18 protein-coding genes are annotated in these 15,702 nt (G+C 48.4%); 9 read left to right on the forward strand and 9 right to left on the reverse strand.

Annotation, left to right across the window (positions count from 1 at the left end; genetic code table 11):
- The first annotated feature begins 313 nt into the window (after positions 1–313).
- Genes AAA946_RS01160 through mutM form a run of 3 tightly spaced genes read left to right on the forward strand, consistent with a single transcriptional unit; the run spans position 314 to position 2,183 of the window.
- The gene (locus AAA946_RS01160; RefSeq protein WP_338163319.1) at positions 314–823 is read left to right on the forward strand and encodes an FxsA family protein; all 510 of its coding nucleotides are present in this window, start codon (positions 314–316) and stop codon (positions 821–823) included.
- Positions 823–1,320 (forward strand): hypothetical protein, encoded by a 498-nt coding sequence (locus AAA946_RS01165; RefSeq protein WP_338163320.1) that lies wholly within the window; start codon positions 823–825, stop codon positions 1,318–1,320. The genes AAA946_RS01160 and AAA946_RS01165 overlap by 1 nt, the downstream gene beginning before the upstream one ends.
- 53 nt (positions 1,321–1,373) lie before the next feature.
- Positions 1,374–2,183, forward strand: coding sequence for a bifunctional DNA-formamidopyrimidine glycosylase/DNA-(apurinic or apyrimidinic site) lyase (gene mutM / locus AAA946_RS01170; protein ID WP_338163321.1), 810 nt, complete (start codon positions 1,374–1,376; stop codon positions 2,181–2,183).
- A 99-nt stretch (positions 2,184–2,282) separates the two neighbouring features.
- Here mutM and lpxM read toward each other — a convergent pair whose 3' ends face one another.
- From lpxM to coaBC, 4 genes are all read right to left on the reverse strand, one after another.
- A complete protein-coding gene (lpxM, locus tag AAA946_RS01175) occupies positions 2,283–3,239 on the reverse strand; it encodes a lauroyl-Kdo(2)-lipid IV(A) myristoyltransferase (RefSeq protein ID WP_338163322.1) in 957 nt (318 codons plus the stop codon).
- Positions 3,240–3,251: 12 nt separating this feature from the next.
- Positions 3,252–4,193, reverse strand: a complete 942-nt coding sequence (locus AAA946_RS01180) for a Kdo(2)-lipid IV(A) acyltransferase (RefSeq protein ID WP_338163323.1) — start codon at positions 4,191–4,193, stop codon at positions 3,252–3,254.
- 5 nt (positions 4,194–4,198) lie between these two features.
- Positions 4,199–4,789 carry a nucleoid occlusion factor SlmA gene (slmA, locus tag AAA946_RS01185; protein ID WP_338163324.1) on the reverse strand — a complete coding sequence of 197 codons (591 nt, stop codon included), beginning with the start codon at positions 4,787–4,789 and terminating at the stop codon, positions 4,199–4,201.
- Positions 4,790–4,990: 201 nt separating this feature from the next.
- Entirely contained in the window at positions 4,991–6,199 is a 1,209-nt protein-coding gene (coaBC, locus tag AAA946_RS01190) for a bifunctional phosphopantothenoylcysteine decarboxylase/phosphopantothenate--cysteine ligase CoaBC (RefSeq protein WP_338163325.1), read from the reverse strand.
- A 227-nt stretch (positions 6,200–6,426) separates the two neighbouring features.
- Between coaBC and radC the strand changes: the two genes are divergently transcribed.
- The 3 genes from radC to rpmG all read left to right on the forward strand — a co-directional run bounded on the left by radC (position 6,427) and on the right by rpmG (position 7,818).
- Positions 6,427–7,101, forward strand: coding sequence for a RadC family protein (gene radC, locus AAA946_RS01195; RefSeq protein ID WP_338163326.1), 675 nt, complete (start codon positions 6,427–6,429; stop codon positions 7,099–7,101).
- A gap of 299 nt (positions 7,102–7,400) precedes the next feature.
- Positions 7,401–7,637 (forward strand): 50S ribosomal protein L28, encoded by a 237-nt coding sequence (gene rpmB / locus AAA946_RS01200; RefSeq protein WP_004728407.1) that lies wholly within the window; start codon positions 7,401–7,403, stop codon positions 7,635–7,637.
- A 13-nt stretch (positions 7,638–7,650) separates the two neighbouring features.
- On the forward strand, positions 7,651–7,818 hold the full coding sequence (gene rpmG, locus AAA946_RS01205; protein ID WP_002535344.1) for a 50S ribosomal protein L33: 168 nt from the start codon (positions 7,651–7,653) through the stop codon (positions 7,816–7,818).
- 99 nt (positions 7,819–7,917) lie between these two features.
- Here the strand turns inward: rpmG and trmL are convergent, their stop codons facing one another.
- From trmL to AAA946_RS01225, 4 genes are all read right to left on the reverse strand, one after another.
- Positions 7,918–8,394: a tRNA (uridine(34)/cytosine(34)/5-carboxymethylaminomethyluridine(34)-2'-O)-methyltransferase TrmL gene (gene trmL, locus AAA946_RS01210; protein ID WP_042502212.1), complete on the reverse strand. Its 477-nt coding sequence runs from the start codon at positions 8,392–8,394 to the stop codon at positions 7,918–7,920.
- A 107-nt stretch (positions 8,395–8,501) separates the two neighbouring features.
- Complete coding sequence (locus AAA946_RS01215) at positions 8,502–9,626, reverse strand: M14 family metallopeptidase (RefSeq protein ID WP_338163327.1); 1,125 nt, start codon at positions 9,624–9,626, stop codon at positions 8,502–8,504.
- An 83-nt stretch (positions 9,627–9,709) separates the two neighbouring features.
- Complete coding sequence (gene cpxA, locus AAA946_RS01220; RefSeq protein ID WP_338163328.1) at positions 9,710–11,095, reverse strand: envelope stress sensor histidine kinase CpxA; 1,386 nt, start codon at positions 11,093–11,095, stop codon at positions 9,710–9,712.
- A gap of 2 nt (positions 11,096–11,097) precedes the next feature.
- Complete coding sequence (locus tag AAA946_RS01225) at positions 11,098–11,781, reverse strand: response regulator (protein ID WP_338163329.1); 684 nt, start codon at positions 11,779–11,781, stop codon at positions 11,098–11,100.
- 169 nt (positions 11,782–11,950) lie between these two features.
- Between AAA946_RS01225 and AAA946_RS01230 the strand changes: the two genes are divergently transcribed.
- The 3 genes from AAA946_RS01230 to pfkA all read left to right on the forward strand — a co-directional run bounded on the left by AAA946_RS01230 (position 11,951) and on the right by pfkA (position 14,792).
- Entirely contained in the window at positions 11,951–12,472 is a 522-nt protein-coding gene (locus AAA946_RS01230) for a CpxP family protein (RefSeq protein ID WP_338163330.1), read from the forward strand.
- Between the two features lie 160 nt (positions 12,473–12,632).
- Entirely contained in the window at positions 12,633–13,541 is a 909-nt protein-coding gene (gene fieF, locus AAA946_RS01235) for a CDF family cation-efflux transporter FieF (protein ID WP_338163331.1), read from the forward strand.
- 288 nt (positions 13,542–13,829) lie between these two features.
- Positions 13,830–14,792 carry a 6-phosphofructokinase gene (gene pfkA / locus AAA946_RS01240; protein ID WP_338163332.1) on the forward strand — a complete coding sequence of 321 codons (963 nt, stop codon included), beginning with the start codon at positions 13,830–13,832 and terminating at the stop codon, positions 14,790–14,792.
- A gap of 129 nt (positions 14,793–14,921) precedes the next feature.
- Here the strand turns inward: pfkA and tpiA are convergent, their stop codons facing one another.
- Positions 14,922–15,695, reverse strand: a complete 774-nt coding sequence (gene tpiA / locus AAA946_RS01245; RefSeq protein ID WP_042502217.1) for a triose-phosphate isomerase — start codon at positions 15,693–15,695, stop codon at positions 14,922–14,924.
- Positions 15,696–15,702 lie beyond the last annotated feature (7 nt).

Genomic DNA, 15,702 nt, shown 5'->3' on the forward strand with positions numbered 1-15,702 from the left:
TTAATTTGCCAAATCTGTTTTAAGAATCCATTCGCCAGAATAATTGGCTAGTTATTACGTCCTGACTTATGGGGTACATATTACTCAAAGTGGCACATAAAAATAGTAGCCAGATCACCTTTTTCACCTAATTATTGCACAAGTAGGCAAAGTCCTCGTGAGATGAGATTTGCCTCATAAAAATGGCTCGTATTACTGAGTGTATTTATGTTTTGCAAAACTCATTTTGTGCGATTCGCGCTTGAATCTGAGTAATTTATTTGTGGTTTAGATAAGGGTAGGCGTAAACTGACAGCAAACCAAGGAGGAGCGTGTGTTTCCGATACTGTTATTACTATTTATTTTTGTTCCCATCATCGAGATTGGACTGTTTATTCAAGTAGGCGGCTTTTTAGGCTTATGGCCCACGATAGGCTTAGTGCTATTGACGGCGGTGGTTGGTGCTTCTCTGGTTCGTAGCCAGGGCCTGCAAACACTGATGTCAGTACAGTCGAAACTGCAACAAGGCGAAATGCCTGCGCAACAAATTGTTGAAGGTGTGATGTTGGCGGTCTCGGGCGTGCTGCTACTTACGCCGGGCTTTATGACCGATGCGATGGGTATGTTAGTACTGCTGCCAGCACCGCGAGCGGCGATTGCCAAATATCTGATGAGTAAAGTGGTGGTGAAAAGCATGTCTGGAGGTTTCCATCAGGGTGGTTTTCATCAAGGGGACTTCCAGCAAGGGCCGTTTAATTCCCATCAAGATCATCAGCGCGATGGCAATACTTTTGAAGGTGAGTTTGAACGCAAAGACGATGACGACCGTAACAAGCTCAACTAATGATATTTAACCGCATCAAGCTGTCGCGGCGCAGCTGGAACAATGTGCTTATCATCGGCATTGCATTTTTCATGCTGATGATGGCTGCGCCAACGCTGATAAAACAGTATTTGCTCGATCCAGCGGCGCAGGCGAGTGAAGGCTTGGTGCTTGACCCTAGTGCCGAGCCAATAGAAATCAATTACGCAGGGATCCAGTTTTATCAGCAAGGGGATACCTGGCGTGCGATTCCCGATAAGTGGGAGCAAGATGCGGACCGCGTGGTAGCGCGCTGGAAAACAATGCAAGGCACACCAGTAGACAGCGATACTTATCAAAAGCTAAAGCCCGCTTTTGAACATCCGATGACAATAGAAGTCTGGTATCACGATCTCGAAGAGCCGCAACGTATTACGGCCTACCCCCTTGAGCAGTTTTGGCTGCTCAGTACCTATGATGGACAATGGGTAGCGGTTAGCTTTGATGACAGCCAATTGATGCCAGAGGGTACACGGTAAGCGTCCCCCCTTTTATGTTTCACTCAACCAATGATCCGTTAAGCGTATAAATCATGCCAGAATTACCAGAAGTTGAAGTCTCTCGCCTCGGCATCAGTCCGCATCTACTCGAGCAAACCATTGAAAAAATCGTGGTGCGTCAGCGTCAACTGCGTTGGTGGATCCCCGAAGAAATTCACGATCTTCACGGTCAACCGATCATAGCTATTCGTAGGCGAGCCAAATACCTATTACTGGAAACACCGAAGGGAACGGCGATTGTGCACTTGGGGATGTCTGGGAGTTTGCGCGTACTAGAAAACCCACCACCTGCCGAAAAGCATGATCATGTGGATCTGGTGCTTAACAACGGTAAGGTTATGCGCTACAACGATCCGCGCCGCTTTGGAGCGTGGTTGTGGTGTGCGCCGGGAGAGTCTCATGAGCTTTTGGACAACTGTGGCCCAGAACCTCTTACGGACGAATTTAATGCCGATTGGATGCGTTCACGTGCGAAGAATAAACGGGTTGCGGTTAAGACGTTCATTATGAATAACGCCAATGTGGTTGGGGTGGGGAACATCTACGCCTGTGAGTCGCTATTTAGCGCAGGCATTCTACCCACGACACCGACTCATAAACTGACGAAAAATCAGTGGCAAATACTGGTGACAGAAATCAAACAGGTGCTGGCACAAGCGATCACTCAAGGTGGAACCACGCTAAAAGACTTTTCGCAAACGGATGGTAAGCCCGGCTATTTCGCCCAAGAGCTACACGTGTATGGACGAGCTAAACAACCTTGTCACAGCTGTGGTGAGCCGATCAAAGAGATGAAAATAGGTCAGCGAAACACCTTCTTTTGTGATGTTTGCCAGAAGTAGCGACGCTTAATATTGAATGGACAAAAAAGCGCTTGCCGAGGCAAGCGCTTTTTTCATGGTTGTCATTTATCTTTTTGGAAGGCTGACCATAAGCCATCGCTAGATGTTGTCGTAAATACGTTTACCATCACGCTGGGTTTCAAGCAGATACAAGTTCCACATGTATTGTTCAGGCTTGTCACGCAGCAGCTCTTCAATCGCGGCGTTCATTGCGCGTGCATCTTGCTCTTCATCGCCAGTAGGGAAGTTCTCGATCGCGGGTAGAATGTGCACTTCGTATTTACTGGTTTGATCGTTGTACGCAGGCAGTACAGGCACCACTTTGGCGCGAGACAAGCGAGACATTTTACCAAACCCTTTTAGCGTTGCTTTCTCAGCCGCAAAGAAAGGCACAAACACTGAGTTTTGTGGACCATGATCTTCATCTGGTAGCCAGTAACCGATATAACCGTCTTTAATCGAGCGAACAAATGGTTTTACCCCGGCACTACGGGCAAAAATACGCCCGCCATATTGCATGCGCTGAACGTGCATTAGCCAGTCACCAATGGGATTGTTTTGTGGCTTCATGATGGTCGCGACTTTATGGCCTTGAGCAGCCAGCATCACGGCAGGGTAGTCCACGGCCCATGCGTGTGGCGCTAAAATGATCACGTTCTCACCCGCATCCAATAGCGGCATTAGGTTTTCTTCGCCAATCATCACACCGCGATTTTGATTGTGCTTGGTAGAGCGCACCAAAAACTCAGAGTAACCCAGTAGGTATTGGCCCGCTTTAGCAAAGGTCTCTTCAACGATATGTTGGATCTCTTGCTCAGATTTCTCTGGAAAGCATTTTTCCAAGTTTAAGCGGGTACGTCTGACGACGCGGCCATTTTTGCCAACAATGAGCCCAGAGATATAACGTGCAAAACGATCACGAGGTTTAGGTGGAACAAAAGCTAAGAATACCGCGAGTAGGATGCCCAGCCATGTCCCCCAATGCTTAGGGTGCAAAAACGCCCATTGAAAGCGAGGATCGTAGAGGTTTTTGTCGATGTGTTGTTGATTGCTCATAATGCCTGCTCGTTATAGATAGCGAGAGTTGGTTTTGGTTTCATCAGGGACGGACTTAAATCGCTTGTGCATCCATAGCCATTGTTCAGGTGCACGCAGAATGATCTTTTCAACGTACTGATTCATTAACGCCGCAGCGGCCACTTCGTCTTTCTTTGGGTACTCATCTTCGATAGAGATGTCGGCCATGATCTCGTACTTACCCTCGGCGTTTCTAAACCCGGAGCCAGGTACGATCGCACACTTACTGGTGTAAGCCAAAATACTTGTGCCCGTAGTCGTACAGGCTTCTTCTACGGCGAAGAAAGGTACAAATACCGACTTATTGTGACCATAATCTTGATCGGGAAGATAGAACAAGCGGTGACCTTGGCGCATGACGCGGATCATCGATTTTAAATCGGTACGATAAATCAGTTTGTTGCCGTTGCGAGTACGACCGCGGTATTGGATGAACTCGTAAGCAGGATTACTGTGCGGACGATAGGCGCCGTATCCTGGGAGCCCCAGTACAGCAAAAGCGCGTGCAGTGATCTCAAGATTAAGTGCGTGCACGCAGCACAGAAGTACGCCTTTGTTGTTGGCTTCATGCTGCTTAAGTGCGCTGATGTCTTTCTCGACTAGAATGCGCTTAAAGCGCCAGGTTGGCCAGAACCAAGTAATGCCAGTCTCGATCAGTGCCATACCTGAGTTCTTGAAGTTCTCTTCAACAAAGGCGTCGATCTCTTGCGAGCTTTTTTCTGGAAACGCGAGCTCGAGATTACGGCGAGCGATTTGGGCGCGTTTGCCACCAAATCGCATGGCAAATTTACCCAGGCCACGACCCAATTTGAACAGCAGAGCATAAGGCAATAGGTTGACGATCAGCGCCAACAGGCCAAAGCCTATCCATACGCCCCAGTGCTTAGGATGCAGCAGCGAAAGCGTGAAGTCCGGTTTTTTATCAGTTTTCATTAGCGTTATTGCAGTTGTAATTTTAGCAGCGCCCAGTACTCGTCAAAGGTGGACGTGGGTGTGTATTTGAAATCAGAACGAACAAAGCGGTTTAAGCTGCCTTCAACTTGACCGAGTAGCTGTGCGGCGAGGATCTTCTCATCGACTGGAAAGCTTTTTCCTTCACGAATTTTGCGCTCGCGCAGAATTTGACGCAGAGATGTCTCAATTCTTTCATACAGCTGATTAATTCGGTCACGTAATCGTTCATTCTCAAACATTAGAGCATGACCAGAAAGAATGCGACTCAAACCTGGATTACGCTCAGAAAACGCCAGAATCAATTGCAACACCATGCGAATGCGGGTCAGGGTGTCTTTCTCTTCATCTAAGATGCGGTTGATGCGAGACATGAGCGACTCTTCGATGAACTCAATCAGTCCTTCAAACATTCGCGCTTTGCTTGGAAAATGACGATAGAGCGCCGCTTCAGACACACCCACTTGCTTAGCAAGTTTCGCGGTCGTAATGCGAGACGTACCTTCGTTGGACTCTAGCATCTGAGCAAGGGCCTGAAGGATCTCCTCTTTTCGGTTCGACTTTCTCGTAGCGGACATAAATCCTATTCCTTTTGATTACTGCATGCCGAAATCAGCACGATAACGCCCATAAGTGAATCTGTTAGTGTACCTAAGCGCGTTTTATCCACACAGTTCAACGTGCTAAATGGTTGAAGTGTGTAACAATCTATCTCGCAAGGTGGGCGAGCAGAGGGTAAGACATTGCGCGATGCTCACACCGCGCATGATCTGTGAAGACTAAGCGCTGACTAACTTAGCAGCGATACTCTCGAGAATGGCACGGCCTAACTCGGTTTTCTTTGCACTACCAAGCGCTTGCTTTCCATCTTGCCAGTACACGGTAATCGCATTTGAATCACTGTTAAAGCCTTGGCCATCGACAGACACATCATTTGCACAAATCATGTCCAGATTCTTACGAGAAAGCTTATCGAGTGCGTACGTTTCGACATCTTGCGTTTCTGCAGCGAAACCGACCGTATATGGACGTGATGAGGTGAGGGCGGCGACATCGGCAATGATATCTGGGTTCTTCACCATAGCGATCTGCATGTCATCATTGTCGGCGGTCTTCTTGATTTTTTGACTGGCGACATCCGCTGGGCGGTAGTCTGCCACCGCGGCACAACCGATAAAGATATCGTTTGTGATGGCTGCTTTGAGAGACGCTTGATGCATTTGCTCGGCACTGATGACATCAATGCGTGTAACATTGGCCGGTGTTGCCAGTGCAACAGGACCTGCAATTAGCGTGACCTCAGCGCCTAACTGGCTGGCAGCCTCAGCAAGAGCAAAGCCCATTTTCCCCGAGCTGTGGTTCGAGATATAGCGTACCGGATCAATGGCCTCACGTGTCGGACCTGCGGTAATCACTACTGATTTACCGACCAAAGGTTTAGGACCAAAGAACTGTTCACAACGCTCAACCAGCTGCATCGGCTCTAGCATGCGACCCGGACCAACATCGCCACAAGCTTGTTCGCCTGCTGCAGGGCCCCATACCATCATGCCACGACGTGAAAGTGTGGCGATGTTCTCTTGAGTGGCGACATTACGATACATTTGCTGATTCATAGCAGGAGACACCGCAATCGGGGCGTCAGTTGCCAGCACTAGAGTGGTCAACAAATCATTGCCCATCCCGGCAGCCATACGACCAATGAGATCGGCAGTAGCAGGAGCAAGTAGCACCAAATCCGCCCACTTCGCGAGTTCAATATGACCCATTGAGGCTTCTGCTGCTGGGTCGAGTAAGCTATCAGACACGGGTCGGCCTGATACGGCCTGCATGGTGAGTGGTGTGATAAACTCTTTCGCTGCTTTGGTCATCACTACTTGCACCTCGGCACCGCGCTCGATTAAACGTCGAGTGAGTTCGGCACATTTATAGGCAGCGATACCACCGCTGATACCAAGCAGTATTTTCTTACCCGCTAAAGTTTGCATAGCTTGCTCCTTACAATTTTCTGCGGCTAAGATAGCAAAAGCCTTGCTCCGCCGCTACTGTCGTACCACTGGCACAAGTTTTCCCCATCTTTACAATGCCCCCTCACTGATAAACTGAACAGTTACATAAAGTCACGTCTAGGCTCGCAGCGTGTCATCCGTGCACTGCAGCTTATGATGTTATGCGTCATAACTGCCCTAATGTTTAATTTCCCCTCTATATAGCTATGACATTACATCAGCTCCCAAAAGACTCGATGCCGAGAGAAAAGTTACTTAGCCGCGGCAGCCACGCGCTTTCCGATGCTGAGCTACTGGCAATATTTTTACGGACCGGGATAAAAGGTAAGAACGTGATTCAGCTTGCTGATGGGCTGCTGGCCGAGTTTGGTTCATTGCGAGCGCTGTTCTCGGCTTCGAATGAAGAGTTTTGTCGGCATAAAGGGCTTGGTGTCGCCAAGTATGTGCAGCTTCAAGCGGTACTGGAAATGAGCCAGCGCTATCTATCGGAGACCTTGCAACGAGGTGACAGCCTAAATAGCCCTGAGCACACCAAGCATTATTTAATGTCGATACTGCGCGATCGCCAGCGCGAAGCCTTCTATATATTGTTTTTGGATAACCAGAATCGGGTGATTGCCGATGAAGTGATGTTTGAAGGCACCATAGACGCGGCCTCTGTATACCCAAGAGAAGTCGTTAAGCGGGCGTTAGAGCATAACTCGGCGGCGCTAATACTGGCGCATAACCATCCATCGGGGATTGCTGAGCCGAGTCAGGCCGACAGAAGGATCACCAGAAGATTGAGTGATGCACTCGGACTGGTCGATATTCGCGTGCTCGACCATTTTGTGATTGGCGATGGGGAAGTGGTCTCGTTTGCCGAAAGAGGCTGGATTTAGCCTTTTAAACAGTAGAAAGCGTTTTTTATTGTAATAACTGTGATACAGAGCTTTTGTTTTGGTGATTTTCTGCTATGATTCGCGCACTAAATTATCAACCAACATCAGCTCAAAGTGAAAAAGATCAGCAAATCCTTAAAAAAGGATCTGTTCGGGTCTTGAGCAATGCATGTCAAGTTAGTATAATGCGCGACCTTTGATAGCCTTGTATGGGTATTCCATAATGGTTATGGCCTCTTATAATTGAGGTTCGGCCACCAAGGTTGATATCGAGCTGAAACGATTTGGAGAAGACATTCATGTCCCGAGTATGCCAAGTAACTGGTAAGCGTCCTGTAACGGGTAACAACCGTTCACACGCACGAAATGCTACCAAGCGTCGTTTTCTGCCGAACCTACAAACTCATCGTTTCTGGGTAGAAAGCGAAAAACGCTTTGTTAAACTACGTCTAACCGCTAAGGGTATGCGTATTATTGATAAGAAAGGCATCGATGCTGTTCTTGTTGATATTCGCGCTCGTGGCGAGAACGTATAAGAGGAATTAAGCAATGGCTAAAGGCATTCGTGAGAAAATTCGTCTAGTATCTTCTGCAGGTACTGGTCACTTCTACACAACTGACAAGAACAAGCGTAACATGCCAGGCAAATTTGAGATCAAAAAGTTTGATCCAGTTGTTCGCCAACACGTTATGTACAAAGAAGCTAAAATCAAGTAATTGATAAGTTTCTGCTTGTAAGTATTGAAAACCCAGCTTCGGCTGGGTTTTTTATTGCCTGACGTTCAGGCTTGGGTTAACGCTTTCGCTAAAAAGGGCTTATACCGCCCCTTCAAAACCAAACTGGCGCCACGCTTCATAGGCAATAATCGCCACCGCATTGGATAGGTTTAGACTGCGCGCATCTGGCATCATAGGTATGCGAATGCGTTGCTCCATTGGAAGGCTTTCAATCACTTCTGCCGGTAAGCCACGAGTTTCTGGACCAAACAACAACACATCACCTTGCTGGTACTTCGCATCGGTATGGTGGCCGGTGGTTTTTGTGGTGCAAGCAAACAAGCGATAGTTCGGATTGTTTTCTTCTAAGTAAGCAAGAAACGCCGCGTAGTCTTTGTGGCGTTTTACGCGTGCAAGATCGTGATAGTCGAGACCTGCACGTCGCACTTTCTTCTCTTCTAAATCAAAACCAAGCGGTTCAATAAGGTGTAGGTTTGCACCGCAGTTGGCACAAAGACGGATGATGTTTCCGGTGTTTGGAGCAATTTCTGGCTCGTAGAGGGCGATATCAAACATAGTGGCAGTCGACTCATACTAAACAATGGGATGAGTATACCTGAAGTAGGCTGTAAAGCGATGGGGAGAGGATTACAGCGCACGCAAGGGCGCACGCTGTAATGATTTTAAAGTTTATCCGTCACAGCCAGCGTCGCCGCCACCATATCATGACCAAACTTAATACTGCGCTCTGGCGACCAACCATACAAAGGATCTGGATAGTTGTTGTTGTCTTTGAATGGCATCTCAATGGTGTATGACAAGCAGCGGAACTGCTCAGCAACCCAGTTTGAGCCGACGGTTAGATTTGCCTTACCTGGCTCGTCTTTGTCGTAGCCATAGTCGTCTTGGAACTCTGGAGTAATGGTGAGTAGCGCTTGTTTGAACGCATTCTCAAGTCCAGCGTGCCTTTCATCGTAAGAAGGGATACCTTCAGAGCCAGCGGCAAAGTTGTACGGGATCGCTTCATCACCATGAATGTCCAAGAACATGTCGACGCCGGTTTGCAGCATTTTCTCGCGTACTAGGAACACCTCTGGGCTTTTCTCCATAGAAGGCGTTTGCCACTCACGGTTTAGGTTTACACCCACCGCGTTAGTGCGCAGGTGGCCGCGGTTTGCGCCATCCGGGTTCATGTTTGGTACCACGTAAAGTACGGCTTTTTCGAGCAGCGCTTGCGCTGTGGTGTCAGTCTCATCGACAAGGCGCTGGATCAGACCTTCCATAAACCACTCTGCCATGGTCTCACCTGGGTGCTGACGAGCAATCACCCAAATGTTCTTTTTACCTTCTTCTGGCTCGCCAAAAGTTAGCAGTGACATGTCGTTGTTGTCTAATGTGTGGCCTAGGGTCTCGAGCGTGCAGTGATGTTCAGTTTGCGCCATGTGCAAGAGATCGAGATGGCGGTCATAGGAGTAAGGTGCGAAGTAAGCGAAATACATGGAGCCGCGCTCAGGCAGCACGTTGAAGCTCAGCGTATCGCCATCGAACTCAGATGGAATACGGAACCATTCTTCGCGGTCGTAAGACGCGACCACATCATAGCCTTTCCAACCTTCAGGGTAGGCTGACTTAGCCAAATCAAGGATCTTGATGGTGTGGGATTGTTCAGCCTGAGTTTCTAGGCGGAAATGAAACCACTGATAAAACTCAGACTGATGGTCGTTTTGTATCTTTAGCTGGATATCGTCTTTATTTTCAATGCTGACAACTTCAATGTTGCCACTTTCGAAATTGCTGAAGATCTTCATCTGCTTGATTCTCTTATTGTGTTGAGCATGAGCCGGAAGGCTACCACAAAGAGTGTAGAATCAATATCGCTTCGTTGCCCGATTTATAGTGGCAGCTCTACGTGCATTTTCAGACCGCCTAACTCACTGCGTGACGCCATGATTTGACCGCGATGTTGAAGAATCGCGCTTTGCGTGATTGCCAGTCCTAATCCTGTCCCTCCGGAGTCGCGATCGCGAGCGGTGGAGACGCGATAAAACGGTCTAAAGATATCGTCAAGCTCATCGTCGGGTACCCCAGGACCATCATCTTCGACAACAATGTGTAGCATGTCATCGTGTTGATACAGCGCGATATTGATCTCTGACTCACCATAGCGGATCGCATTACGCACGATATTTTCAATCGCACTCATGAGCAGTTTAGGGTTACCAACGATTGAGAGCTCTGGAATGGCTGAGAAGTGCAATGTTTTGCCCACTTGCTCGGCTTCAAATTGAGCATCACTAAAGATCTCTTCCCAAAGACTGCTTGCTGGCTGACTTTCGCGGGTGATATGACTGTCGGTGGTCATCCGGGACAGCTCCAATAGCTCAGCAATCATTTGCTCAAGGCGCTGGGCTTCGGTATCAATGCGGGTCAGCTCTGCGCTCTCACCTTGTTTACGGGTCGCGAGGCCTGTCGCCATACGAAGCCTTGTGAGAGGTGAGCGCAGCTCGTGGGAGATGTCTGACAGCAGCCTTTGCTGACCGGAAATCATTTGATTGACCGCCAGTACCATTTGGTTAAAACTTTGTCCTGCTTGCTTAAACTCTGTTGTGCCAGTTTCTAGAGTCGGATCTGGGTTGAACTCTCCCTTAGCCACACGCTTGGCGGCGCGCTCTAGACGGCGAGCTGGTTGGCTCAATGCCCACGCTAGCCAAAGCAGAAGCGGTGTGCTGACCGCCATCACCACTAGCAATAGCTGGAATGGCTTATCAAACATTCTGAGTAAAAACGGCGGAGGTTGATTCCAGCGCATACCGATGTAGAGATCAAACTCTTGCTTCGCGAGGTTTATTGGCATAGGGCCGACCAGCATGTAGCGGCCGTAAAGCTTTTGCATCGGCTTATCAAACGTATCGACTGAGGTAATGAAGTTTTTAAGCATGCGTTCTTTAAAGTCGACGTGTTTCTGGGTACTTAAGATGTTGCCAGCCTTGTCGACAATGAAGAAGCTTGGTCCTTTCGACTTGCGATCTTTATTGTGCATGCGCTCGGATTGATCGAGCTTATAGATGATGCGGCCAAGATTCGGCTCATTGGCAAATTGGCGCTCAATTCGGTCACGAGCGACACTGATTTGGCCGAGCGTCTCGCTGGAGACCTCTCTAGCAACGCGAGGATCGAGATGGGGTAGTGCCAGCACCGCAATCAGTACCAACAACATGGTAAACCAAAAGATCGCAAAAATTCGGCCGTAGAGGCTGCTGATTTTTGGCAATTTCATGCTTACTCCTTCACCAGCAAGTAGCCACGACCGCGCAAGGTTTTAATTCTTGGCTTACCATCGCTCTTTTCTGGCAGCTTCTTACGTAAGTTCGAGACGTGCATATCCACTGCTCGGTCGAATGCTGACAGGCGCTTGCCGAGTACTTCAAGACTCAGCGCTTCTTTGGTCAGCGTCTCCCCAGGGTGCTGAACGAAGTAGTGCAGCAGTGCAAATTCGGTGGTGGTGAGATCGAGTGTCTGGCTTTGGCAGGTGGCTTCTTGTTTTGCAGGGAACACCTGAATGTCGTCAAAGCGCACTCCATCGGATGCGCTTGATTCTGATTTGCCGTTAGTGCGCCTTAGTATGGCTTTGATACGGGCAAGCAGCTCTCGGTCGCTAAAAGGCTTAGGTAGATAGTCATCGGCGCCAAGCTCCAGACCGATAACACGGTCTATCTCTTCACCTTTTGCTGTAAGCATCAATACTGGAGTATCCCAATTTTCGCGTAGCTTCTTAAGCGTATCCATACCATTGAGGCGCGGCATCATCACATCCATCAAGACTAAATCAATCGCCTCGCTCATTGCCTCTAGGCCTGCAAACCCATCGTTGGCTTCGGAAACCTCAAAGCCTTCATAGCTCAAGATGTCTTTGAGAAGGCTAGTTAGCTCGGTGTCGTCATCGATAAGAAGGATATGTGCCATGATCTACCTCAGTGTTGTTATACCCTGTAATAATAAAGCGTTCGTGGCTCAAAAAAGCGATCTTTACGATTCTTTACGCTCTCTGTACGTTGCTTTACGCCTCAGCTTCTATTCTATACTCAAGCGCTGCAGAGGCAGCCATGGCATGAATCACATAAGGGTAAAGATTATGAAATTTTCAAAAAAATGGGTTATCGCTGCAACCGTTCTTCCACTCGCGCTTGGCTCTGCAAGTGTATTAGCATACGGTGGCGGCAAAGGCGGTCATCACGGTAAAGGTGGCGAAGGTATGTGTGGCGGCTTTGATGGCAAACGCATGTTCCGCGAGCTAGACCTAACGGATGCACAAAAAGAGCAGATGAAGCAGCTACGTGAATCGACCAAAGCGCAAATGAAACAGAAGTTTGACGGCGATTTCTCGGCTAAGAAAGCAGAAATGCAAGCTCACCAACAGCAAATGCAAGACCTAGTATTGGCCGATACGTTTGATGCCGATGCCGCTAACGCATTAGCAACGCAAATGGTTGAGAAGCAAGCGGAGCGCCGCGTGAAGATGCTTGAGAAACAGCATGAAATGATGAGCATCTTAACGCCAGAGCAGAAAGCGAAGTTTAAAGAGCTGTCTCAAGAGCGCATGGAAAAATGCTGGTCGAAGATGGAGAAGCGTGCAGAAAAACGTGCGTCTGAGTAAGCACCACATGCAGTGTTCATGGGCTTAGCCTCCCTGACTCCATGAAAACGAAAGCGGATATTAAGCGACCATTTTTGGTCGCTTTTTCTATTTTTGTCATCATTTATCGGTATACTTGCTTTGTGTTCAGAAATATCTTCAAGGAACTATCACTTAGCGCATGAAGGACAATTACGCGAAATTAGTGACCACGGCTGCTTGGGCGGCGACCACGGTTGCGACCATTCTATTAATTGCTAAAGTTGTCACCTGGTGGGTGACAGGCTCGGTCAGTTTGCTGGCCTCTCTCATAGACTCTCTGCTGGATATTGCCGCCTCATTGATCAACTTGATTGTGGTCCGCTACTCGCTGCAACCGGCGGATAAAGAGCATACATTTGGACATGGCAAGGCCGAATCGCTGGCCGCATTAGCGCAGTCGATGTTCATTACTGGCTCCGCATGTTTTCTTATTCTTAACGGCATCGATCGTTTCTTCCGGCCTCATGAACTTCAATCGCCAGAATTAGGCATTTATGTCAGTTTGTTTGCATTGGTAATGACATCAGGTTTGGTTGCGTTTCAAAAGTACGTGGTCAGAAAAACCGGCAGTCAGGCGATTGCAGCCGATTCACTGCATTATCAAACTGACTTATACATGAACGTGGCGATCATGGTGGCTCTGGGACTGAGTTGGTATGGCATTGGTCAAGCCGACTCGGTGTTTGCGGTTGGTATTGGTGTGTTTATTTTGGTGAGTGCGATAAAAATGGCCTATGAGTCAGTGCAATCGCTGCTTGATCGCCAACTGCCAGAGGAAGAATTGGTGGTGATACGCCAGGTGTGTAACGACGTTGAGGGTGTGATCGGTGTTCATCAGTTGAGAACGCGCATGTCAGGCCCGGTTCGTTTCATTCAGTTACACTTAGAGTTGGATGATCATTTACCATTGATAGAGGCGCATCGTATTGCTGATATGGCGGAAGAAGAGGTCATCAAGGCGTTTCCTGGTGCAGATGTGATCATTCACCAAGACCCTTATTCTGTGGTGCTTCACGAAGAGGCGAAACAGAAACAGCAGGACTTTTGAGCCTCAGGGCGTGAGTGATAAAACGCAGTCATAAGCGGCTTTGTGGTAATGGCAATGTTAAATTCCATTGTCTATTATCAATGCGCGTGATAAAAAAGTGCGATTCTGATGTGAATCAACGTTCGAGCCAGTATAAACTGTAATACTCTTACATAAGTAATAAAGTTACGTCAGTGATGTTTTGGGGAACACACTGAGCCCAGTGTAACGATAACAAGATTTCCGTATGCCGCCGTCGAGGGCGTCATACTTAAAATTTAAAATTAGATTGCCAAATCGAGGGTGAGCATGATTAAGAAAATTGGTGTTTTGACAAGTGGTGGTGACGCACCGGGTATGAATGCTGCTGTACGCGGCGTGGTACGTACTGCTCTGTCAGAGGGTTTGGAAGTGTACGGTGTATACGACGGCTATCTTGGTCTGTACGAAGACCGCATCAAGCCTCTTGACCGTTCAAGCGTTTCTGATGTGATCAACCGTGGTGGTACATTCCTAGGTTCTGCGCGCTTCCCAGAATTCAAAGAAGTGGAAGTTCGTGAGAAAGCCATTGAGAACCTGAAAAAGCACGGCATCGACGCATTGGTTGTTGTTGGTGGTGACGGCTCTTACATGGGCGCGAAGAAGCTAACTGAAATGGGTTACCCATGTATCGGTCTTCCAGGCACTATCGATAACGATATCGCTGGCACTGATTACACAATTGGTTACCTAACGGCACTAAACACCGTTATCGATGCGATTGACCGTCTACGTGATACGTCATCTTCACACCAACGTATCTCTATCGTTGAGATCATGGGTCGTCACTGTGGTGACCTAACCCTAATGTCAGCAATTGCAGGCGGCTGTGAGTACATCATCACACCAGAGACAGGTCTGAACAAAGACCAGCTGATCAGCAACATCCAAGACGGTATTGCGAAAGGTAAGAAGCACGCGATCATCGCGCTTACTGAGCTAATGATGGATGCGAACGAACTAGCGAAAGAGATCGAAGATGCGACTGGTCGTGAAACTCGCGCGACAGTACTAGGTCACATCCAACGTGGTGGTCGTCCAACAGCATTCGACCGTGTTCTAGCTTCTCGCATGGGTAACTACGCGGTTCACCTACTACTAGAAGGTCACGGCGGCCGTTGTGTGGGCATTCAGAAAGAGCAACTGGTTCACCACGACATCATCGATGCTATCGAGAACATGAAGCGTCCAGTTCGCACTGACCTATTCAAGGTTGCAGAAGAGCTGTTCTAATTCGGCCTTCTCTCGAGAATAGAAAAACCGCTGCCTTGGCAGCGGTTTTTGTTTGCCCGCAGTAAAGTGGCAGGCACGCAGACACAAAAAAGCCGGCTCAATGGAGCCGGCTCTTGGTAATCGGTTCGATTACTTAGCTTTTGCTGCTGCCGCTGCTTTAGCGATTGCTGCGAAGCTCTTAGCGTCTAGAGATGCGCCACCAACTAGAGCACCGTCGATGTCTGGTTGTGAGAAGTAAGCTTCTGCGTTCTCTGGCTTAACAGAACCACCGTATTGGATGATTACTTGTTCAGCTACTGCTTCGTCTTTTGCTGCGATTAGAGCACGGATAGAAGCGTGGATACGCTGTGCGTCTTCTGCAGTTGCTGCTTTACCAGTACCGATAGCCCAGATTGGCTCGTATGCGATGATAGCGTCGTTTAGCGCTTCAACACCGTAAGCGTCGATTACTGCGTTGATTTGACGTGCACATACTGCTTCAGTTTCGCCAGCTTCGTTTTGAGCTTCAGATTCACCGATACAGAAAACTGGCTTCAGGCCGTTCTCTTTTAGGAATGCGAATTTCTTAGCGATGAACTCGTCTGATTCGTTGTGGTATTCACGACGCTCAGAGTGACCGATGATGATGTGAGTTGCACCAAAGTCTTTTAGCATCTCTGGAGACATGTCGCCAGTGAAAGCACCGCTGTTGTTTAGGTCAGTGTTTTGTGCACCAAGGATGATCTTGTTGCCGCCTTCTGCGATAACACGCTCAGCTAGGTCGATGTAAAGTGCTGGTGGAGCTACCGCCACGTCTACACCAGTTACGCCTTCAAGTTCAGCGTTTAGACCAGTTAGCAGCTCAGTTACCATTGCTTTGCTGCCGTTGAGTTTCCAGTTACCCATAACTACAGGTTGACGCATGAGATTT

The organism is Vibrio sp. 10N, assembly GCF_036245475.1.
Lineage (GTDB): Bacteria > Pseudomonadota > Gammaproteobacteria > Enterobacterales > Vibrionaceae > Vibrio.